Annotated in this window: 21 protein-coding genes; 4 read left to right on the top strand and 17 right to left on the bottom strand. The window is 33.4% G+C overall.

All coding sequences use genetic code 11. The annotated features are described in order from the left end of the window. Positions 1-97: 97 nt before the first annotated feature. From OLM51_RS16565 to OLM51_RS16545, 5 genes are all read right to left on the bottom strand, one after another. Entirely contained in the window at positions 98-601 is a 504-nt protein-coding gene (locus OLM51_RS16565; protein ID WP_264551707.1) for a hypothetical protein, read from the bottom strand. A 92-nt stretch (positions 602-693) separates the two neighbouring features. Then, positions 694-1,353: a hypothetical protein gene (locus OLM51_RS16560; RefSeq protein WP_264551706.1), complete on the bottom strand. Its 660-nt coding sequence runs from the start codon at positions 1,351-1,353 to the stop codon at positions 694-696. A 175-nt stretch (positions 1,354-1,528) separates the two neighbouring features. After that, positions 1,529-2,542: a CBASS cGAMP-activated phospholipase gene (locus OLM51_RS16555; protein ID WP_264551705.1), complete on the bottom strand. Its 1,014-nt coding sequence runs from the start codon at positions 2,540-2,542 to the stop codon at positions 1,529-1,531. Positions 2,543-2,552: 10 nt separating this feature from the next. After that, positions 2,553-3,119, bottom strand: a complete 567-nt coding sequence (locus tag OLM51_RS16550) for a DUF4145 domain-containing protein (RefSeq protein WP_264551704.1) — start codon at positions 3,117-3,119, stop codon at positions 2,553-2,555. 58 nt (positions 3,120-3,177) lie between these two features. Further along, entirely contained in the window at positions 3,178-3,837 is a 660-nt protein-coding gene (locus tag OLM51_RS16545; protein ID WP_264551703.1) for a DUF4145 domain-containing protein, read from the bottom strand. A 435-nt stretch (positions 3,838-4,272) separates the two neighbouring features. Here OLM51_RS16545 and prfA point away from each other — a divergent pair, with 435 nt between their 5' ends. After that, positions 4,273-5,349 carry a peptide chain release factor 1 gene (prfA, locus tag OLM51_RS16540; RefSeq protein ID WP_264551702.1) on the top strand — a complete coding sequence of 359 codons (1,077 nt, stop codon included), beginning with the start codon at positions 4,273-4,275 and terminating at the stop codon, positions 5,347-5,349. A 428-nt stretch (positions 5,350-5,777) separates the two neighbouring features. On the opposite strand, the gene OLM51_RS16535 is transcribed toward prfA, so the two are convergent. The 10 genes from OLM51_RS16535 to OLM51_RS16490 form a co-directional block, all read right to left on the bottom strand. Continuing rightward, the gene (locus OLM51_RS16535; RefSeq protein WP_264551701.1) at positions 5,778-6,143 is read right to left on the bottom strand and encodes a hypothetical protein; all 366 of its coding nucleotides are present in this window, start codon (positions 6,141-6,143) and stop codon (positions 5,778-5,780) included. Between the two features lie 34 nt (positions 6,144-6,177). Next, on the bottom strand, positions 6,178-6,537 hold the full coding sequence (locus OLM51_RS16530) for a hypothetical protein (protein WP_264551700.1): 360 nt from the start codon (positions 6,535-6,537) through the stop codon (positions 6,178-6,180). Positions 6,538-6,575: 38 nt separating this feature from the next. Continuing rightward, the gene (locus OLM51_RS16525) at positions 6,576-6,860 is read right to left on the bottom strand and encodes a YtxH domain-containing protein (RefSeq protein ID WP_264551699.1); all 285 of its coding nucleotides are present in this window, start codon (positions 6,858-6,860) and stop codon (positions 6,576-6,578) included. 51 nt (positions 6,861-6,911) lie between these two features. Further along, positions 6,912-7,064 carry a lmo0937 family membrane protein gene (locus tag OLM51_RS16520; RefSeq protein WP_264551698.1) on the bottom strand — a complete coding sequence of 51 codons (153 nt, stop codon included), beginning with the start codon at positions 7,062-7,064 and terminating at the stop codon, positions 6,912-6,914. 35 nt (positions 7,065-7,099) lie between these two features. Continuing rightward, positions 7,100-7,744, bottom strand: a complete 645-nt coding sequence (locus tag OLM51_RS16515; RefSeq protein WP_264551697.1) for a porin family protein — start codon at positions 7,742-7,744, stop codon at positions 7,100-7,102. A gap of 36 nt (positions 7,745-7,780) precedes the next feature. After that, positions 7,781-8,362 carry a DUF4142 domain-containing protein gene (locus OLM51_RS16510; RefSeq protein WP_264551696.1) on the bottom strand — a complete coding sequence of 194 codons (582 nt, stop codon included), beginning with the start codon at positions 8,360-8,362 and terminating at the stop codon, positions 7,781-7,783. 199 nt (positions 8,363-8,561) lie between these two features. Then, positions 8,562-10,346 (bottom strand): CHASE3 domain-containing protein, encoded by a 1,785-nt coding sequence (locus OLM51_RS16505; protein WP_264551695.1) that lies wholly within the window; start codon positions 10,344-10,346, stop codon positions 8,562-8,564. A gap of 14 nt (positions 10,347-10,360) precedes the next feature. After that, a complete protein-coding gene (locus OLM51_RS16500) occupies positions 10,361-10,810 on the bottom strand; it encodes a response regulator (protein ID WP_264551694.1) in 450 nt (149 codons plus the stop codon). Positions 10,811-10,830: 20 nt separating this feature from the next. Further along, positions 10,831-11,382, bottom strand: coding sequence for a helix-turn-helix domain-containing protein (locus tag OLM51_RS16495; protein WP_264551693.1), 552 nt, complete (start codon positions 11,380-11,382; stop codon positions 10,831-10,833). A 444-nt stretch (positions 11,383-11,826) separates the two neighbouring features. Further along, positions 11,827-12,300 (bottom strand): Dps family protein, encoded by a 474-nt coding sequence (locus OLM51_RS16490; RefSeq protein WP_264551692.1) that lies wholly within the window; start codon positions 12,298-12,300, stop codon positions 11,827-11,829. A gap of 256 nt (positions 12,301-12,556) precedes the next feature. On the opposite strand from OLM51_RS16490, the gene pyrF reads away from it, so the two are divergent. The 3 genes from pyrF (at position 12,557) to katG (ending at position 17,726) form a co-directional block, all read left to right on the top strand. Continuing rightward, entirely contained in the window at positions 12,557-13,384 is an 828-nt protein-coding gene (gene pyrF / locus OLM51_RS16485; RefSeq protein ID WP_264551691.1) for an orotidine-5'-phosphate decarboxylase, read from the top strand. 198 nt (positions 13,385-13,582) lie between these two features. Next, positions 13,583-14,383 (top strand): ABC transporter substrate-binding protein, encoded by an 801-nt coding sequence (locus OLM51_RS16480; protein ID WP_264551690.1) that lies wholly within the window; start codon positions 13,583-13,585, stop codon positions 14,381-14,383. Positions 14,384-15,518: 1,135 nt separating this feature from the next. Continuing rightward, positions 15,519-17,726, top strand: a complete 2,208-nt coding sequence (gene katG, locus OLM51_RS16475) for a catalase/peroxidase HPI (RefSeq protein ID WP_264551689.1) — start codon at positions 15,519-15,521, stop codon at positions 17,724-17,726. Between the two features lie 319 nt (positions 17,727-18,045). Here katG and purU read toward each other — a convergent pair whose 3' ends face one another. Together purU and OLM51_RS16465 are read right to left on the bottom strand one after the other, a co-directional pair. Further along, positions 18,046-18,900: a formyltetrahydrofolate deformylase gene (gene purU, locus OLM51_RS16470; protein ID WP_264551688.1), complete on the bottom strand. Its 855-nt coding sequence runs from the start codon at positions 18,898-18,900 to the stop codon at positions 18,046-18,048. 101 nt (positions 18,901-19,001) lie between these two features. Further along, the gene (locus OLM51_RS16465; protein ID WP_264551687.1) at positions 19,002-19,721 is read right to left on the bottom strand and encodes a DUF4197 domain-containing protein; all 720 of its coding nucleotides are present in this window, start codon (positions 19,719-19,721) and stop codon (positions 19,002-19,004) included. Positions 19,722-19,838 lie beyond the last annotated feature (117 nt).

Raw genomic sequence — 19,838 nt, 5'->3', positions numbered from 1 at the left:
CATTGGAATGGGTGCGAAGTCGGGAGACTTCGCACAGCGATCGCGATAATGGGCACACTTCGGAGAGCGGGGGTATTTGCACCACCAGAAGAAGAAATTATTTCGAAGAATCATGATGTTCTATCTTAAAAAATTGTAATCTTTCCTCTGAATCTAAATCTTTGTAATCTAAAAAAGAGTTTCTTAAAATTAGTTTTTTATTTTCCATTAATACTTCGAAAATAATCAAGTTGTTTTCTCCGTAAATTTGATATTTGTCAAATTTTAAAAGTACGCCCCATTTCTCTTTAGAAAACCTTTTTTCTAAACTCCATGTTCCATCAATTGATTGGCAATCTGCGTATTGTTCTTTAGTTACCTTATTCATTACATTGGGAAAATTCACGACTTCAAAACTTCCATTTTCATATAATGTTAATTTAACCTCATTACACTTATAACCATAGTGCATCATTGCATTGTAACTTGCTAAATCAAGCTTCCATTCTCCAATTAGTTCTTTTAGTTCAGGTTTTTTTGTTAAATCCTGTGGAGTGTAATTGTTAAATAAATTACAGCTACTAAAAGTTGCAAAAATTATGAGGTAAAAGATATTTTTCATAGAAAAAAGAGATATACAATACTTTGGTTTTATTTAGATTGCGTTCACGAGCGGACGCTCGCGCCAGCGTGGGGCTGACTTTAAAGGCTTGTTTACCTTTTGAGAAGTTTAATTTCACTTCTTGATTTTAACCGTCTTATCAGGGCAAATATAGTGATCGACAAGAGGATTATATATCCTGTTATTATTTTGATTGTGCCAAAATTTGCGATTGCAAGTACAATTCCTGTAATACCCGGATTTCCACCGCCAACGAGTTCATATCGTACACCGCTTTCAATCTGGATGGCTAAATATAGTGACCAGATAAAAATAGCTGAAATAGATAATAATGCAAAAAGCTGTGCTTTTGCATAGCTTATAGAATTTGGAGTTTCAGAACTATATTTAAAATTTGGGTTATCGATTTTTATAAAATCAAAAACTTCATTTTTAATATTTTCACTATCTATATAAATTATTTCTTCAGAATCCCTTCCGAAGAATATTTTAATATAGTTTTTTTCGTTTTGATTTTCAATTTGCTTGATGTAAGCATATGGAATACTAAATAAATCTTTTAAAAACGCAAAATCTTGAGTTTCTGAATTGACACGATTCAGTTCATTTTCTTTTAGATTTCCTTTATAGATGATGTTGTCCTTTATTACTACTATCTGATTATTGGATTTTGAGTCTTTTAATTTCCAAATTTTATGCATTTCAGAGGTTTTAGTTATTTGCTTGTTTAGGGTTAAATGTTTTTTTTTCAAACATAATCTTTTTAAGTTCAATTTCCTTACGGGAAGCCGTAAGTGAAGTCGGGAAACTTCGCACAGCGATCGCGATAAAGGGAAGACTTTGAAGAGCGGAGACTTCGTACAGCGATAGGTTTATAGCATATTATTTTTGTTTATTTTTCAGATATATAAATCGACAAATTGATATTTATCTATTTTTGGTAATATATGTTTTTCTTGTTTGGAAAAATGGCTTAATATCATGCTTTATGTTATGATACATATCATTGCCAAATTGTTTCATTAAAGCTATAGAATTTTTTTTTGCCCTATCTAATTCGATGTGTTTAACATGTGAAGATTCTACTTTAGCACTATTAATCCTATAATAGTCTAAGTCTGCTCTTTCTGAATGTAAAGAACTAAGAAAAAGGTCTACAAATTCACTTTGAGCAACTAAGGTTAAATCAAACAAACGGGAGCGCCAACCAATAAATGATCTTCTTTTACGAGCGAAAGGTTTTAATTTATTGCCTATGTTTAAGCTTGATAACGATAATAATTGTATGTTGTTATATTTTCCATCACCGATAAAATACTTTTTTGCTTCAGTATAACCAATTAGGGAAGGATTATTTGCCCAAATGCCACCATCAATATATTGCCTATTATCATGTTTTTCCAATTGAGCAACAGGGAAATAAGTCGGTGCAGCTGAAGTTGCTAGAGCGACATCAGTCATGAGCAAATCATTATCTCTGCTTAAATGACCTTCTTTATGATCATATTTGAAAATTTCATACGTACCATGTGTTACGTCAAAAGTTGGAATACAGAGTAAACATCTGCTATCTCCTATTTTTTTTTCTTTAAGAATTTCGACTAGTGCTTTTTTTAGTTTCTTATCATTAAATTTTCCCCAAAATAAGGTTTGTTTTAGCATTGGAAAAACTCCTTTTGACCATCTAAATATTTTCGGACCATGATTAGTGTAAAATTTACAAATTTCATCAGTTGAAATGCCTAATGACAATGCTAAAGCAATTAATCCTCCAGTAGAGGTTCCGCAAATTAGATCAAAATAGTCAACTATTCGCACAGTTTTATCGTTCGTTTTCTTTATAAGATCTTTCTCGATTTTATTTAAAATTGTAGCTGAATAAAGTCCTTTAATTCCGCCTCCATCAATACTCAAAACTTTAAATGTCTTTTTTTGTTTCATATTTTTTGAATTATGGATTTCCTAACATTCCTGGCATTTCGTATATAAATTTCAAAAGCATTTCAACAAAAGTGAGAATTAATCTTGCTTCCTCCTGACTTTTAAACTCTATACTATGATTTGCCTCATTACCAATTTTTCTAATTGCTTCTACCCAAGCTTTCCCTTTTGGAGGAATAAAATTGTTTTGCTCTAAGTAATCAACATAATTTACAAAAAAATCTCCTTCTTTGGCACCTTCACTTACAGCGATATTCATGAGCAATTTGCGACAGCACATTACAGATGAAGTAAATGCATTGTAAGAAAAACACGACCTCGCTTCTTCGTATAATTTTTCAACATTAGCATCCGGAATATGTTTAACTGGATGACCAAATTGAGCTCCAGGTATTTGAATGTCTTGATAAAAAAAAGTTGGCATTTTGCAAAAATGACATATGTAAATATATGCAGATGTAGTGTTTGATTCTTTACCTGTAAACCCAGTTTGAGCAGCTATAGGATTTGCACAATGTCCACAAGTATATGATTTTGATTGTAAGTTTAATAAATTTGTCCAAGCTATATTTGCCATATTTTATTTGATTTGTGATCAATAATAATGATTTATAACACCTTACTTTTTTTTAAAATTATGTATCACGTTTTTCAATTTCAACTCTAAGATTTTCAGGAATGTAAGTTTCGTAAAAATCTTTAACTTTTTTTGGTTGACTAATTAGTATTTCACAAATAATATTTATAAATCCAAATAAAGCATATGCAATTTGAATATCATCATTCAAGTCAATTTTTCCAGGATGAACGGCATTATTACCTATAACCCTAACGCTATCTAAAGCCTGTTGCATCGTTTGTGGCAATCCTTTTTTTACTAAACTCTTTATATCATCATTTATATTTGTGCCTTTTTCACCTAGATGTATACATAATTTTTGGACAGCAAGTCTTAGCAAAGCAGCAGCACCCCGAGGAGAAATGTTTACAATGTTTTTAGCTTCATTATAATCATTTTTAATGTCATCGGGTAAATCTGAATTAGCCATTTCAACATTTCCAGTTAAAGGAAAAACCATTTTTTCTTCATGCCACAAAGAAAATCGATTACAATGTTTACATTTTGCAGTTAAGGTATTTTTTAATTCATAGAAACTATTTTGACTAGATCCATTTGCTAATGCTTGGACGTAACTTGCATTTAGACCTCTAGTTGACCAAGTTTGTTCAGCTAGTACACCACAATGAGGACAATGAAATGACTTTGAATTTAATGCAGGCGCTATGTGTTTCATTTAATATTTTTTTTTGGATTTATACAAATTGTCATGATTTTAATTTTATTTAAATGAGTTTTGTTTGAATAATCGTTTTAAAGAGAAATTAAAAATTAGAAAAACAAACATCGTTTTTAATTCAAACTAATTTATAAGTAAAAACACCTGATTTTTGTTTTGTTAAAAATAAGGTCTTAAAATTTAAATGCATTACGGAAAACCGTAAACGAAATTCTAAAAACGATTGTCCTAGCCCTGATAGAAGTGAAAATCCTTTTGTGTCCGCCCCGATAGCTATCGGGAGGCACAAAAGATTGTAGCGAATAGCAGGAAACAGCTCCTAAAAACCATCCTAATTTCACTAAATTTCATCCTCAAAATTCCCAAAAAATAACCACTAGAATTTTCCACAAAAATTTTGTAATTTTGCAGTCCAATAAAAGGAATTAGAAAATGTTAGATAGACTTCAATATGTAAAGCAGCGTTTTGATGAGATTTCGGATTTGATTATTCAGCCGGATGTTATTGCTGATCAAAAACGTTATGTGCAGCTTAACCAGGAATACAAAAGTATTAAAGCACTGGTTGAAAAGAGAGAAGAATACATTCTTGTTTTAGCAAATATTGACGAAGCAAACGAAATTATTGCTGACGGAAGCGATGCAGATATGACCGAAATGGCCAAAATGCAGCTTGACGAAGCAAAAGAACGCTTGCCTCAACTAGAGGAGGAAATCAAATTTATGTTGATTCCTAAAGATCCTGAAGATGCTAAAAACGTAATGGTGGAGATTCGCGCGGGAACGGGTGGAGATGAAGCGAGTATTTTTGCAGGTGACTTATTTAGAATGTATACCAAATATTGCGAAAGCATGGGTTGGAGAACTTCTGTTGTAGATATGAACGAAGGAACTTCTGGAGGTTTCAAAGAGGTTATCTTTGAGGTTTCGGGAGAAGATGTATATGGAACTTTGAAATTTGAAGCAGGTGTACACCGTGTACAACGTGTACCGCAAACAGAAACGCAAGGTCGTGTGCATACATCGGCTGCTACAGTTATGGTTTTGCCAGAAGCAGAAGAGTTTGATGTACAGATCGATATGAACGATGTTCGTGTAGATTTCTTCTGTTCGTCTGGACCTGGAGGACAATCGGTAAATACAACGAAATCTGCTGTACGTTTAACGCACATTCCAACAGGATTGGTAGCGCAATGTCAGGATCAGAAATCGCAGCATAAAAATAAAGATAAGGCGTTAACGGTTTTACGTTCTCGTTTGTACGAAATGGAATTGGCTAAGAAAGAAGCTGAAGATGCTACAAAACGTACTTCTCAGGTAAGTTCTGGTGACCGTTCGGCTAAGATTCGTACATACAACTACGCTCAGGGTCGTGTAACAGATCACAGAGTTGGTTTAACACTTTACGATCTAGGAAACATCATGAATGGTGATATCCAGAAAATTGTTGCCGAGTTACAATTGGTAAATAATATGGAGAAATTGAAAGAAGCTTCGGAAGTTTACTAATCGTAAACTTCTTAGATGCTGAGGTTCTAAGATACTAAGTTTCTAAGGTTTTCTTAGAAATGTGAAAAAACCGAACATTTGTTCGGTTTTTTTATTGCTAAAACTAAAGGGCTAGATACCAAATAAAAAAGAGATTGTCTCACACCAGTGAGACAATCTCTTTTTCGATTATAAGCTTAGAACCTTAGTAACTTAGTAGCTTAGAACCTTAGCTCCTTTAAAAAAAAATATAGTAACGTATTAACCGTTTAATCGTTTAGTTGAAAATAAAGAAACGTATAAACAAATTAGATACCTAGAAATACTCTTGTGTATTCAAAACATTTATAGAGATTAGAGTACATGTATACACTGTTTTTTATTACGATATGGCTTAACTTTTCCATGATATAAAATTTAAGTTAGACAAATTACTCTTAGGATGGTTCTTATGATGACGATGTATTTGTAGCAGTTTCATCTTGAGACTCGTGTTGTGGTTTTGCTACCAGATTGGTCACCACAAGCTGAACAATAGAGCCTAAAATTCCTTTGAAAACAGAATCGCCTTTTCCGACTATAAATCGTTTAGCCAGATAGCCAATTCCAATACTGATTGCCGATTGTGCGATATGGCTTTTAAAACCAACTGTTTCGTTGATTTCTTCGACCGTATTTCTAATCAGGTTAATAGGTTTTAGATTCTCTTTGATATCGTCGATTTCGTCTTTTATAGCACACCATTCGGTATCCTGACGATTTTCTAATAGTTGTATTCTCTGATTTAATTGATCAATCGTATAAATAGGCTCCATCGTGATAGTCTTTTTAAGTTATTAATGGTTTAAATCAGTTTTTAGTTTCTTTTAGAATACTTGAAATAATGGTACTGCCAATTGGAGTTTTAATGAGTTTGTGATGCGTTTTGTGAATCACGATGGCCACTATTAAATAAAACAGTGCCATGATAAAAAAGCCATAATAATATTCTCCAAGTTCTTTACCAACCCATAAACTTATGCCAATATTCAGGAAAAGAGTAAAAAATGCAACAACAACGCCAACTGCTATCTTTGAGGTTAATGTTGATACAACATCGGCAACAGAAGATACTGTTTTGAGTTTAAGTAATTCTAAACTTGTTTTAGTATAGTTTTCTGCTTTTTCGTAAAGATTTAGATTCTCGTTTGTTGTTGCATTTGTTTCCATGATATTGGGTATTTAGGGTTTAAAAATCGCACTCTATTTTAGTAGTTTGATTTTACGGTTTTTGCTTCGTCTTTAATTGAGTTGAAATCTTCTTTAACCTGATTAAATTTAGATTTACCTTCGTCCATCATTTCTTTTCCGTTTGATTTGATTGTGTTTACAATTCCGTCAAACTTCGTTTTCATGTTGTCTCCGTAATCTTTCGATTTATCTTTAATTTTTTTTCTGGTTTCAGAACCTTTGTCCGGTGCAAATAATACTCCTAATAATGCTCCTGCAGCTGCAGCTCCAACAATTCCTAAAAAGGTGTTACTCGTTTTCATAATATTTGATTTTTAATAGATTAATATAATTATTTAATGTTGATTTGTTTTTTAGATTTCCCTGCCTTTAATAAGTCTAAGCAATACAGCAATAATGGCAATCACTAATAGAATGTGAATAATGCTTCCGAAGTTGCCTACAAAGAACCCAAGAGCCCAAAGAATAACTAGTATAACTGCGATTGTATATAATAAATTTGACATGGTTTTTTATTTTAAGGGGTTAATTAATTGATTTTCTAGTTTAGTTTATACGATAAGTATAAAGACAAATTGCTGTTTTTTGCATCCGGAAATGTATACGATGTTCCGGCAACAGTTCTTTCTTTTCCAACGGTAGTTAATCCGTAATTGTAACGTAAACCAATACTTATTGGGTTAAAATCTACTCCAATACCAGCTGCTAAACCAGCATCAAATTTGTTTAAATCGTCTGTGTCAATGTTTTCGTCAAAGTTAAAATCTCCGTCGCCCGAAACTTTAGAACTTACCAGATACGATGCGTATCCACCGGCCTGAACATTAAAGTTTTTGGTAATATTGACTCTCACTAACAAAGGAACTTCGATATAATTGAGTTTAAATTTCCCTGAACCGCTTACAAAGGCGTTGTCGTATTCTAATTTGGCACCTTTTGTAGTAAACAAAATCTCGGGCTGAAAGGCAATAAAATCTGAGATGGGCAATGTGGCATAAACACCGGCATTAAAACCGTACAGAACATTTTCGTCGTCAGCATTATTTTGGTATAAATTAGACATGTTCAGTCCTCCTTTTACACCAAACTCGGTGGTTACATTTTCGTCATTTTGTGCGTGCAGCATTCCAAATGAAGCTGATAAAAATAGGGTAAAGGCGCATAAAAAATTGGTTTGCATTTTCATAATAAAAAATTTAGTTAATAATAGATATATAGGCTTTTAATAAAATTCTGTTTGTATTCGTTCGGTTTCCCTTAAAAGCTGATATTGTTCGGGCAAATACTGAAGCACCAGTTTCAGAATCTTTTCATCATTTGTTTCTGCCGAAATTTTTTCGAACAATTTTATTTGTTCCGATAATGACTCTGCAATTGAGCTAAGGTATGTTTTGGCAAAAGTGGTGTCATTTGTATCGGTCAATTCATATAAATCTTTTTTATGAATCGCATTTATATCAGTTATAATAATGAGCTTTTTATTGGCCATTTCTGATATGGTCTGCAATAATTGACTTTGATGATTTTCAATCTTTTTGCTTAAATCCTGTATCTTACTTTCTGAACGTTTTTGTGCAATTTGACTTTTAGAAATAATAGCATTACTCACATTTGCTGTTGCAATAAAAAAAGAGGCTTCAAGTTGATCCTTGTCGTTTTGCTGCTTTCTATTCTGACTAAAAGCTTCTTTTTCGATCAGGCTTCCTTTTTGATGTTCTTTCTTTCCGCATGCAGTAAAAAATAAAATAATCAATAAGAAAATGATTTTAAAAAATGCTGCTTTTGCGATGGGTATTGCTTTCATTATTACTTCATAAAGTATTACATTACAAAGATGCCACCGATTTACATTTTTTGCTTTACAGCATAAAAATGAATCTTTATATAATTCCCATAATCGATTATTATACGGTGTTTTAAGTGGCTTTTGGGGATAAAAAAAGCATTTACCCGAGATTAATTTTTCTCTGAGTAAATGCTGTTTATGTTGTTTTTAGAATAATTTATTCCGGAAGAAAAACGGTAAACTCTGAACCTTCATTAAGAACGCTGTCAGCTAAGATATATCCTCTGTGGTTTTCGACAATTTTTTTGCAAATGGCAAGTCCAATTCCGGTTCCGGGATAATCTGTTTTTGAATGCAGACGCTGGAAGAGAACAAAAATGGTTTCTTTAAACTGAGGGTCAAATCCCATTCCGTTATCTGTAAAAGTAATTTTATGAAACTTCTTTATAGATTGGTCTAATAAATCCGGATAGTCTGCCGAAAGTATTTTCTCGCTTTCAATCTTAATTTCGGGAATGCTATCTGGTCGGCTGTATTTTAAAGAATTTCCAATCAGGTTGATGAAAAGCTGCTCAATCTGATATGGAATAACAGAAAGTTTAGGCAATTTTGTAGCTGTAATTACAGCTTTCTTTTCATTTATAATTTCTGTTAGATCCGATTCTGCATTTTGCAGTAATTCATTCAGGTTTGATTTTATAAACTCTTTTTTGGTGGTGTTTGTTCTCGAAAATAAAAGCAAATCATCAATTAATACACGCATTCTTTTTGCCGAAACTTCAATCTTGGCCAGATATTCTCGTGTGCTGTTAGAAACAACTGCTTTATCGGCTTCTGAAACTCTCGAAATAAAAGTTTGAATTTTTCGCAAAGGTTCTTGCAAATCGTGACTCGCAACATGATTAAAGGAAGCCAGCTCTTTATTGCTTTTTTCTAATTCTCTATTGCGTTCCTGTAATTCGATATTTAGTAAATGTTCGTCGGTAATATCAAAATTGATTCCCAATAAGATTTTGCTTCCTTGCTGGTCCGTCAATAATTTTCCGGTTGATTTAAAATATCTTATTTCGTGATCAGGACGTAAGATTTTATAATAAATAAAAGGCAGCTTCTTTTTCTCCAGAATGCCCTGCATAGAATCGGCAACGGCTTGTTTATCGTCCGGATGTACAAAGTCCAGAAAACTTTCCTTTACCGGAACAAACGAATTGGGTTCAACACCCAATAATCTAAATTGATTGTCTGAATAATCTATTTTTCCTGAATCCAGATCCCATTGCCAGGTACTAAATTTACCAATAGCTTCGGACTCTGCTATAAGACCGCTGGAAATTAAAAGTTTTTTATTGAAGATTTTAAGGCGTTCAAAATCTTTGCTGATTTGTCTGTACGCTAATAAAATAAAAAGCAAAGCTGTAAGAAATAACGAAATGGAAAAAACCGGACTTAATGAAATTTCCTGATCGTAGATTTTTTGTCTCTTGTCAAGATATTTCTTTTCAATGTCATTCATCTTATCGACCTGAAAGCGAATGTTCTCCATAAGAATTCGTCCGCCAAACATATAATTGTCGAGTTTTCTCTTGTCATACGTTTTTGGATCGCTGTATTTAAGGCAATTTTCAAAAGAAACAAATCGCTGAATAATCAGTTTAAAAAGTCTTTCGAGGTTTTTTTGCTGAACCGGATTATCGGCGGTGAGTTTTTTTAAGGTAATAAAGGATGAATTAACTTTGTCACGCGAATATAGATATGGAGTGAGAAATCGGGCATTTCGCGTGATAATATACCCGCGCTGACCAGTCTCGGCATCTTTAATCGCCGACATTAATCTTTCTAACTGAAGATTAATTTCGTAAGTATGCATAACCAGTTTGCTTGATTCGTTCAGGCTCTGGTTATGTTTGTAAGCGATAGAAGAAAGAAACAACAGAATGAAAACTGCGATTACAAAAATAACTCTCAATGAGTTTGAAGAATTAAAATTTGGTATCCACTTCATTATTTAGGCAATTGTTATTTGAGTCGCAGCAGAAAATTATCACGATTTAACCCGGAGGTATGATAGTGCCAGTTGACAGTTGCAACTTCATTAATTAATTTTTTGAGTGTATTAAAATCACTTGGTTTTTTGATGTAAATATTAGCACCCTGAATAAAAGTATCTTCAATATCTTCCTCAGATGAAGAAGTAGAGTAGATGGCGATAATAATATCTTTCAGGCGATCTGTTTTTTTTATTTCGATCAGACATTCTTTACCTGTTTTTTTGGGCATATTTAAATCCAGAAATAAAATATCAGGAAGTTCATTCTCCGGATCATTTAAGTGATCCATTAATTGCATTCCGTCATGAACAAAATCTACATTAGTCTGTATTTTGATTTCTTCAAATGCATCTTTAAAAAAAAGACGATCATCTTCGTCATCATCTGCTAATAAAATATATAATGCGTTTTTTTGCATTTTAGTATGGTATTTGTTTTTTATTTTAAATTTTCTCGTCTCTTCTTTATGATTCTCTGAAAAGCTGAGGGCGTAATTCCGGTCGTATTTTTAAATTGTGTGCTCAAATGGGCTACACTCGAATAATTGAGTAAAAAAGCAATCTCAGTCAAACTCATTTCATTAATGATAATCAATTGTTTGGCTCTTTCAATTTTCTGTAAAATGATGAAATTTTCAATAGAAGAATAGGTTACTTCAGAAAAAACATTGGATAAATAACCGTAACTGTGATTTAGTTTTTCAGCCAGAAAAACGGAGCTTTTATAGTTATTATTGTCTTCCATAAAAACAAGTTCTATAATTGCATCCTTTATTTTTTGTACTAAAACACTTTTTTGATTTTCAACAATCTCAAAACCACAAGGGCTTAATTTACTTTTTAAAACTTCTATTGCATCTGCATCAAGATTATCATTAATCTCAATTTCGCCAAATCCCAGACTAGTAAAATTTACATTATGCTGATCAAGATTGTGTTTTAAGAAAAGTGAACATATGGTATTGATATCAAACTTTATAAATAGTTTCATTTTATAGAAATTTTGTTAAAGATACTTAATTTATTTTTGGTTCTTGTCCTGAACCCGGATCAGAAATATTGAAAAAGTAAAAAAGAATATAAAATTTTCAAAAAAATACCGTCTAATATTTTGTTACTAGACGGTATTTCGGACTGAGCTGTAAGGTTTCACAAAATCTGAAAGGATTTAATGCAATTCTTCTTTGGTTTTACCCGGTTTTTGCTAAAGTTTTCTTTGCATTCTGTATTCTTTTCCCTTAGCAAACATTAAATCATCATCTGTCAGTATTGCGTATTTTTATTTCCTCTTAACTCATTCCATTTCCTTTTATTTTGGTGGTATTCATAATTGTTCTGTTTGTAGATTTATTGTATAGTAAAGTTATGAATTCTATATCTAAAAGGCGTTACATTAATTCTGTTTAAATTTTCATAATTCACATTTTTTCTTTTTTTAAACTTGATAGCGTCTTAATACCCAGGCCATTTTTTCATGTTCCTGTAGCAAACCTGTTACAAAATCGGCAGAACCGGCATCGTTTGTTTCATTCTCAAAAACCGGAATATAGTTTCTAAACTCCATGATCAGTTGTTCGTGGTTTTCCAGTAATTCCTCGAGCATATGTTTTTGTGAAGCATATTCTTTTGGAGATTCCTTAAGAGTAGAATTTTCGATAAATTCCTTCATTGTTCCAATCGTTTTTTCGCCAAGCTGACTTATTCTTTCTGCAACTTCATCAATTTGTGCTTCCAGAATACGATATTGTTCTTCAAACAACTTATGCAATTCCATAAAACTGTTGCCTGAAATGTTCCAGTGAAATTTTCTGGTTTTCACATAAAGTGTCATTTCGTTTGATAAAATCGTGGCTAATATACTTGTACTCTTTTTTAAATTTGAAGTCGAAATTCCAATGTTTGGGCTCATAACTGCATGATTTTTTGGGTTCTTTTCAAAATTAGAAAAGAGCGGCTCGTTTGATCTTACATAATTTTGAGAAGTTGTTATAGGAATTCAATGTTGATGAGGTAATTAGAGAATTTGACAATGAGATAATGTGGCAATTAGATGATGAAAAGCCTGAAACCTGAACCTAATTTTGCAGAACCTGAAACTTGAAACCTAAAAACTTGAAACAAAAACTAATATTATTCGTAATTTTGCCGCACTATTAAAATACAATATGACAACACAACAACTACACGAACAAATTCTTCAAAAAAAATCATTTTTATGCGTGGGCTTAGATCCTGATCTAACTAAGATTCCGGCTCATTTATTAGAAACCGAAGATCCTATTTTTGAGTTCAATAAAGCCATAATTGATGCAACGCATGATTTAACGGTTGGGTACAAACCAAATACGGCATTTTTTGAAGCTTATGGTATAAAAGGATGGATGTCTTTGCAAAAGACAATTAATTACATCAACGAAAATTATCCTGAAATGTTTACAATTGCCGATGCAAAACGTGGAGATATCGGAAATACTTCAAGTATGTATGCAAAAGCTTTCTTTGAAGATTTGAATTTTGATAGTGTTACGGTTGCTCCTTATATGGGGAAAGATTCGGTTGAGCCTTTTCTTGCTTTCGAAAATAAACATACCATAATGTTGGCTTTAACTTCAAATGAAGGAGCATTCGATTTTCAGACGTTAACTACAAACGGAAAAGAGCTTTATAAACAAGTTTTGGAAACTTCTAAAACGTGGAAAAACAGTGAAAATTTAATGTATGTAGTAGGCGCGACAAAAGCAGAATATTTTGCTGATATCAGAAAAATTGTTCCGGATAGTTTCTTACTTGTTCCCGGAATTGGTGCTCAGGGCGGAAGCTTGTCTGAAGTATGTAAATACGGAATGAATGATAAAGTTGGCTTGTTGGTAAACTCTGCCAGAGCAATTATATATGCCTCAAAAGGAACTGATTTTGCTGAAAAAGCAAGAGAAGAAGCTTTGTCAGTTCAGAAAGAAATGGCAGAAATTATTGATTCTAAGTTTCAAGTTTAAAGTTTCAGGTTGCTTTACTTTGAACATAATTTTACCGCAAAGTTCGCAAAGGTTTTTTTACATACAAGGTTTTGTACAAAATACAAAGTTCGCAAAGCTTTGTGTATACAACTTTGCGTATCCCGATAGCTATCGGGATTGCGAACTTTACGGTTAAACACACACTCCAACAAACCTGAAACCTGAAACAAAGAAAACATGAAACAAATTAGAGACCAATTGGGTACTTTGCATTCTTTTGAAGCTGCTCCAAAGCGTATTATTTCGTTAGTTCCCTCTCAAACAGAATTGCTTTATGATTTAGGTTTAGAAGAAAAAATCATCGGAATCACAAAATTCTGTGTTCATCCATATCATTTAAAATCTACCAAAAAGATTGTCGGCGGAACAAAGAAAATCCACTTCGAAAAAATCAAGTTATTAGAGCCTGATATTATTATTTGCAATAAAGAAGAAAACACAGCAGAAATTGTTGAACAGTTAAGTGAAATCTGCCCGGTTTGGGTGACGAATATTGTTTCTATTGAAGATAATTTTCAGATGATTTCAGATTTCGGACAATTATTCAACTGTAGAACCGAAGCACAAAAGTGGAATGATAAATTGACTTTTGCTTTAAGTGATTTCAAAAAATATATTCAGGATTCTGAGGTAAAAAAAGCAGCCTACTTTATTTGGAAAAATCCCTATATGGTTGCAGGAAATGATACCTATATAAATGAGTTATTAAAACTCAATCATTTTAAAAATATTTACGAAGATAAAGGCCGTTATCCTGAAATCGAACTTAAAAAAATGCGTTTGGAAGGCGATCCGGATATTGTTTTTCTTTCTTCTGAACCGTATCCTTTTAAAGAAGAAGACGCCTTCGAAATAGGAAGATTTACCCATCACGCCAAAACCGTATTTGTAGACGGCGAAATGTTCTCCTGGCACGGCAGCCGTTTATTAAAAGCTTTTCCTTATTTTAAATTGCTTCATGAAAGGTTGAAAAACTAGTTTTTTTGTTTCAGGTTTCAGGTTTCTTTACTTTGAGTTTAGTTTAACCGCAAAGAGCGCAATCCCGATAGCTATCGGGATACGCAAAGTTCGCAAAGTTTTTATCCACAAAGCTTTGCGAACTTTGCGTTTTGTACAAAACCTAGCATATAAAAAAACCTTGCGAACTTTGCGGTAAAACACACAATCCAATAACTTGAAACTTGAAACCTGAAACCTGAAACAAAAAAACAAAACTAGTACAAAAAAAGAATGCCGGCATCTCGAAGACGCCGGCATCATTTAACTAACCAAAACCAAAATAATAAATAACCAGTTTATTACATTGCAAAGATCCGATATATATGGAAGTATTGCTGTTAAGGTCTTGTTATTACTTTGTTGAACAAAAGTTAATGTCTAAATTTTAGAAATAGGTTTGAAGCTTTAAATACAAAGAGAGTTATCGGGATATGCAAAGCCCGTAAAGTTTTTTAGCCACAGATTATTAGAATTAGATGGATTTTTTTTTAATCTGTGCTAATCTGTATAATCTGTGGCTGATTTTTAAACATTCAGTTTTGCTCCCAATAACTATGAGAATTGTGTTTTGTATAATTTTTTTAAGTAAAAAACGTAGTGCTCTTTGCAGTAAAATTATGTTCAAAGTAAAGCAACCTGAAACAAAGAAAACTTGAAACCTGAAACCAAATTAATACCAAAAAAGAATTTCAAATTCCAATTTTTATTACATTCTAATAATTGGGATTTGGAATTTTTTTATTGGAATTTAACCCAAAAAAGAATGCCGGCATCTCGAAGACGCCGGCATCATTTAACTAACCAAAACCAAAATAATAAATAACCAGTTTATTACATTACAAATGTCCGATATATATGGAAGTATTGCTGTTAAGGTTTTGTTATTACTTTGTTGACCATAAGTTAAGATTTATCAAATCGTCTTTCTGAGCTTTCTGTAACGTTAAATAATTTTTAGTTATTAAAATATAATAACAATCAATTTTGTTTATGAATATGCTAAAGATAAGTTTGTATATTTGATAAAGTGTTAAATATCAGTAATATGTGATTTCTTAAAAAATTAGCATTTGATAGAGAACAGGTATCTTTAATAATAAAAAAACAAAAGACAATGAGTGATTCAAACGAAAGTAAATGTCCTTATCACAACGGACAAATGAAAGAAACTGCTGGTACAGGAACATCTAATAAAGATTGGTGGCCAAATCGTTTAAACTTAAACATATTGCGTCAACAGTCTAGCTTGTCAGATCCTATGGAAAAAGGTTTTAATTATGCTGCTGCGTTTAAGACTTTAGACCTAAAAGAAGTCAAAAAAGATCTTTTTGATTTAATGAAAAACTCTCAGGATTGGTGGCCGGCTGATTATGGTCATTATGGTCCTTTGTTTATTCGTATGGCGTGGCACAGTGCAGGAACTTATCGTATATCTGACGGTCGTGGAGGCGCGAGTTCAGGCAGTCAACGTTTTGCACCTCTAAACAGCTGGCCGGATAATGGTAATTTAGATAAAGCACGTTTTTTACTTTGGCCAATTAAGCAAAAATATGGAAACAAAATTTCGTGGGCCGATTTGATGATCTTAACAGGTAACTGCGCTTTAGAATCTATGGGATTCAAAACTTTTGGATTTGCAGGAGGTAGAGAAGATATTTGGGAACCTGAGCAAGATATTAATTGGGGTAATGAAAAAGAATGGTTAGCTACTAGCGACAAAGCTAATAGCAGGTATTCTGGCGATAGAGACTTAGAGAACCCTCTTGCTGCCGTGCAAATGGGATTAATATATGTTAACCCGGAAGGTCCAGACGGAAATCCGGATCCGCTAGGTTCAGGTAGAGATATCAGAGAGACTTTTGCCCGTATGGCAATGAATGATGAAGAAACCGTAGCTTTAACAGCAGGTGGACATACTTTTGGAAAGGCGCATGGAGCCGGTGACGCAGCCTTGGTAGGAGCAGAGCCGGAAGGTGCAAGCATTGAGCAAATGGGGTTAGGATGGAAAAGTAGTTTTGGTACCGGAGTAGGTGGAGACGCTATTACAAGTGGTCTTGAAGGCGCGTGGAAACCAAATCCAACAACTTGGGATAATGGCTATTTTCAGACATTATTTAAATATGATTGGAAATTGACTAAAAGCCCTGCAGGAGCACATCAATGGACACCAACCGATGAAAGTGCTGCAACAATCGTAGAAGATGCACATGATCCAACAAAAAGACATGCTCCTATGATGACAACGGCGGATATGGCAATGAAAATGGATCCTATCTATGAGCCAATTTCGAGAGACTATATGCAAAATTTTGACAAATTTGCTGACGCTTTTGCCAGAGCATGGTACAAACTGACTCACAGGGATATGGGGCCAATTACCCGTTATTTAGGGCCTGAAGTTCCAAGCGAAGTGTTGATCTGGCAAGATCCGATTCCTGCAGGTAAAAGTGAATTAAGTAATAGCGATATTGCTGTTTTGAAAGAGAAAATCCTTTCAAGCGGTCTTTCGATCCCACAATTAGTACATGCTGCCTGGGCGTCAGCTTCTACATTCCGTGGTTCTGATAAACGCGGAGGAGCTAATGGCGCTCGTATTCGTTTTGAACCCCAAATTAGCTGGGAAGTCAATTCTTCAAATCAATTAAAAGAAGTATTAAAAACTTTAGAAGCTATACAAAATGAATTTGCCAATTCTGGGAAAACAGTTTCTATAGCAGATTTAATTGTTTTAGGAGGATCAGCAGCGATCGAGAAAGCGGCATCAAAAGCAGGATTAAATATAGAAGCTCCTTTTACACAAGGAAGAGGAGATGCAACTTTAGAACAAACAGATGTACATTCGTTTGAAGCATTAGAGCCAAAAGCAGATGGATTTAGAAACTATAAAAGTGCCAAAACGAGCGCAATAACAGAAGAACTTTTGGTAGACAAGGCACAATTATTAAATCTTACCGTACCTGAAATGACAGTCTTGGTTGGAGGTTTAAGAGTATTGAATGCCAATTACGACGGTTCTAAACATGGTGTGCTTACTGCAAATGCAGAAACATTAACTAATGATTTCTTTGTTAACTTATTAGATTTAGGTACTACCTGGAAAGCGATTAACGAAACCGGAGAAACTTTTGAAGGACGTAATCGTACAACCGGAGAAGTAAAATGGACAGCAACCCGTGCAGATCTTATCTTTGGTTCTAATTCTGAACTTCGTGCTATAGCAGAGGTTTACGGAAGTAATGATGCTAAAGAAAAGTTTGTAAAAGATTTCGTTGCAGCATGGACCAAAGTAATGAATCTGGACCGATTCGATTTACTTAAATAGTTTTAAAAGGTTCAAAGGTGCAGAGTAACAAAGGTTCAAAGCTTTTTTACTTTATATAAAAATAAAACCCGACAGATTTTAAATACCTGTCGGGTTTGTTTATTTTTTTAGGTTCAAAGGTTCAAAGGTACAGAGTTACAAAGGTTCAAAGAAAATCAGCGAAAACCTGTTCAATCCGTTAAATCTGCGGGCAAAAAAATATAGACAACAGCCTTTGCGATCTTCGAAAAGTCAACAGAATTCACAAGCAAAAAAACTTAGCGGTCTTTGCGTAAATCTTCGCGCACTTTGCGGTAAAAAACTCGCAGTTAAAAAAACATTATGAAAACACAACCGTTTTATTGCTGTAAACCATTGTTTTACGTTCAGCATGCAATTTAATAGCTCTGGCTAAAACAATACGTTCTAAATCGCGTCCTTTCATAATAAAATCTTCAATTGAATGAATGTGTGAAACCCTCGTAATATCCTGTTCGATAATTGGTCCTTCGTCTAATTCTTCGGTAACATAATGGCTTGTTGCACCAATAATTTTTACTCCGCGTTTAAAAGCCGAATGATAAGGTTTTGCGCCCGGAAAAGCCGGTAAAAACGAATGATGGATATTAATAATTTTATTCTGGTAAAGACTAATCAAATTGGGTGTAATGATTTGCATATAGCGCGCCAGAACAATAAAATTGATGTCATATCTTTTTAGCAACTCAATTTGTTTGGCTTCGCCTTCTTCTTTATTATCTTTTGTGAAAGGAACACAGTGATACGGAATATTAAAACGTTCTGCAACACCTCTTAAATCATTATGATTACTTATTATAACCGGAATTTCAATATTTAGTTCACCGGCACTGTAGCGACCTAAAATATCAAATAAGCAATGATCATATTTTGAGACAAACAAAGCCATTTTTGGTTTTTGTTCCTGATTGTATAAATTCCAGGACATACCAAAATCAGTTGCAATGGTTTGATCAAAATCAGCTTTTAATCCATCAATTGTAGTTTTCGGATTGGTTAGTTCACATTCCAATCGCATAAAAAATACATTTTGCTCCACATCAACATGCTGATCAATGTAAGTAATATTTCCTTCTACTTTTGCAATAAAAGTAGTCACTGCGGCAATAATTCCTTTTTGATCCTTACAGTGAATTAAGATGGTAATTTTTTGCATTTTGGTTGTTTTTTGGTTAGTGACAAAATTACAAAGGTTCAAGGTTACAAAGGTTTCTTTGTGCCTTTGTAACTCTGCACCTTTGAGCCTTGGAAAAAAAATTATTTTCCGTCCTGCATTGCAAAAACACTTTTCAATAAAGGAGTTGTTCTTGCGCTGATGTTGTTACGAATATCTTTTTCTTCAACAGCAATCATTTTAAAAACACCTGTTAAAGCCTGATTGGTTGTATAATCAGTCAAATCAGGGTTTACCTTTTTTACTAACGGGATTGTGTTGTATTTATTAATAATTTTTGTCCAAACCACATCTGCACCAACTTTCGCAAACGAATTTTTAATCACTGGATTAAATTTTCCGTACAAAGCTGTTGTAGTGCTGGTTTGCAAATAGCTTGTTGCTGCACTGTCATTTCCTAATAATATATTTTTAGCATCAGTAAACGACATATTTTTTACTGCTGATACAAATATTGGAGTTGCTTCTTTTACGGCATCTTCGGCAGCACGATTTAGCATTTTAACGCCTTCATCTGCAAGCGAACTCAAACCTACTTTTCTTAAAGTGGCATCTACTTTTTGTAATTCTGCAGGCATTAAAATTTTTACAGCTTCATTTTTGTAAAAACCGTCAACAGCAGTTAATTTACTTACTTGTTGCGTAATTCCTTTATTCAGTGCCTCTTTTAATCCGGCCGAAATATCAACACCGCCTACTCCGGGAATCTGAGATGCGATTTGTGGTAACTGATTTAATGTTTGTTGCATCTCTGCACAACAAGAAAGCGAAAACATAAGGGCTAATAGTAAAATCTTTTTCATTTGGGGGTTTTATTTAAGTTTCAAAAATACTACTTATTCAAAAACAACGCCACAATTTTATTTTAAGTCAGGAAAGATTTTGTTTGATAATAAACATCAACACTCCTAGCCAATAAA

Origin of the sequence: Flavobacterium sp. N2038, assembly GCF_025947185.1 — a bacterium.
Taxonomy (GTDB): Bacteria; Bacteroidota; Bacteroidia; order Flavobacteriales; family Flavobacteriaceae; genus Flavobacterium.
This window is presented reverse-complemented; position numbering and strand designations above follow the sequence as displayed.

Bases quoted from the DNA above. Each gene is read 5' to 3' on its own strand.
- OLM51_RS16565 (WP_264551707.1), bottom strand. From the start codon at position 601: ATGAAAAATATCTTTTACCTCATAATTTTTGCAACTTTTAGTAGCTGT.
- OLM51_RS16555 (WP_264551705.1), bottom strand. From the start codon at position 2,542: ATGAAACAAAAAAAGACATTTAAAGTTTTGAGTATTGATGGAGGCGGA.
- OLM51_RS16550 (WP_264551704.1), bottom strand. From the start codon at position 3,119: ATGGCAAATATAGCTTGGACAAATTTATTAAACTTACAATCAAAATCA.
- OLM51_RS16545 (WP_264551703.1), bottom strand. From the start codon at position 3,837: ATGAAACACATAGCGCCTGCATTAAATTCAAAGTCATTTCATTGTCCT.
- prfA (WP_264551702.1), top strand. From the start codon at position 4,273: ATGTTAGATAGACTTCAATATGTAAAGCAGCGTTTTGATGAGATTTCG.
- OLM51_RS16535 (WP_264551701.1), bottom strand. From the start codon at position 6,143: ATGGAGCCTATTTATACGATTGATCAATTAAATCAGAGAATACAACTA.
- OLM51_RS16530 (WP_264551700.1), bottom strand. From the start codon at position 6,537: ATGGAAACAAATGCAACAACAAACGAGAATCTAAATCTTTACGAAAAA.
- OLM51_RS16525 (WP_264551699.1), bottom strand. From the start codon at position 6,860: ATGAAAACGAGTAACACCTTTTTAGGAATTGTTGGAGCTGCAGCTGCA.
- OLM51_RS16520 (WP_264551698.1), bottom strand. From the start codon at position 7,064: ATGTCAAATTTATTATATACAATCGCAGTTATACTAGTTATTCTTTGG.
- OLM51_RS16515 (WP_264551697.1), bottom strand. From the start codon at position 7,744: ATGAAAATGCAAACCAATTTTTTATGCGCCTTTACCCTATTTTTATCA.
- OLM51_RS16510 (WP_264551696.1), bottom strand. From the start codon at position 8,362: ATGAAAGCAATACCCATCGCAAAAGCAGCATTTTTTAAAATCATTTTC.
- OLM51_RS16505 (WP_264551695.1), bottom strand. From the start codon at position 10,346: ATGAAGTGGATACCAAATTTTAATTCTTCAAACTCATTGAGAGTTATT.
- OLM51_RS16500 (WP_264551694.1), bottom strand. From the start codon at position 10,810: ATGCAAAAAAACGCATTATATATTTTATTAGCAGATGATGACGAAGAT.
- OLM51_RS16495 (WP_264551693.1), bottom strand. From the start codon at position 11,382: ATGAAACTATTTATAAAGTTTGATATCAATACCATATGTTCACTTTTC.
- OLM51_RS16490 (WP_264551692.1), bottom strand. From the start codon at position 12,300: ATGAGCCCAAACATTGGAATTTCGACTTCAAATTTAAAAAAGAGTACA.
- pyrF (WP_264551691.1), top strand. From the start codon at position 12,557: ATGACAACACAACAACTACACGAACAAATTCTTCAAAAAAAATCATTT.
- OLM51_RS16480 (WP_264551690.1), top strand. From the start codon at position 13,583: ATGAAACAAATTAGAGACCAATTGGGTACTTTGCATTCTTTTGAAGCT.
- katG (WP_264551689.1), top strand. From the start codon at position 15,519: ATGAGTGATTCAAACGAAAGTAAATGTCCTTATCACAACGGACAAATG.
- purU (WP_264551688.1), bottom strand. From the start codon at position 18,900: ATGCAAAAAATTACCATCTTAATTCACTGTAAGGATCAAAAAGGAATT.
- OLM51_RS16465 (WP_264551687.1), bottom strand. From the start codon at position 19,721: ATGAAAAAGATTTTACTATTAGCCCTTATGTTTTCGCTTTCTTGTTGT.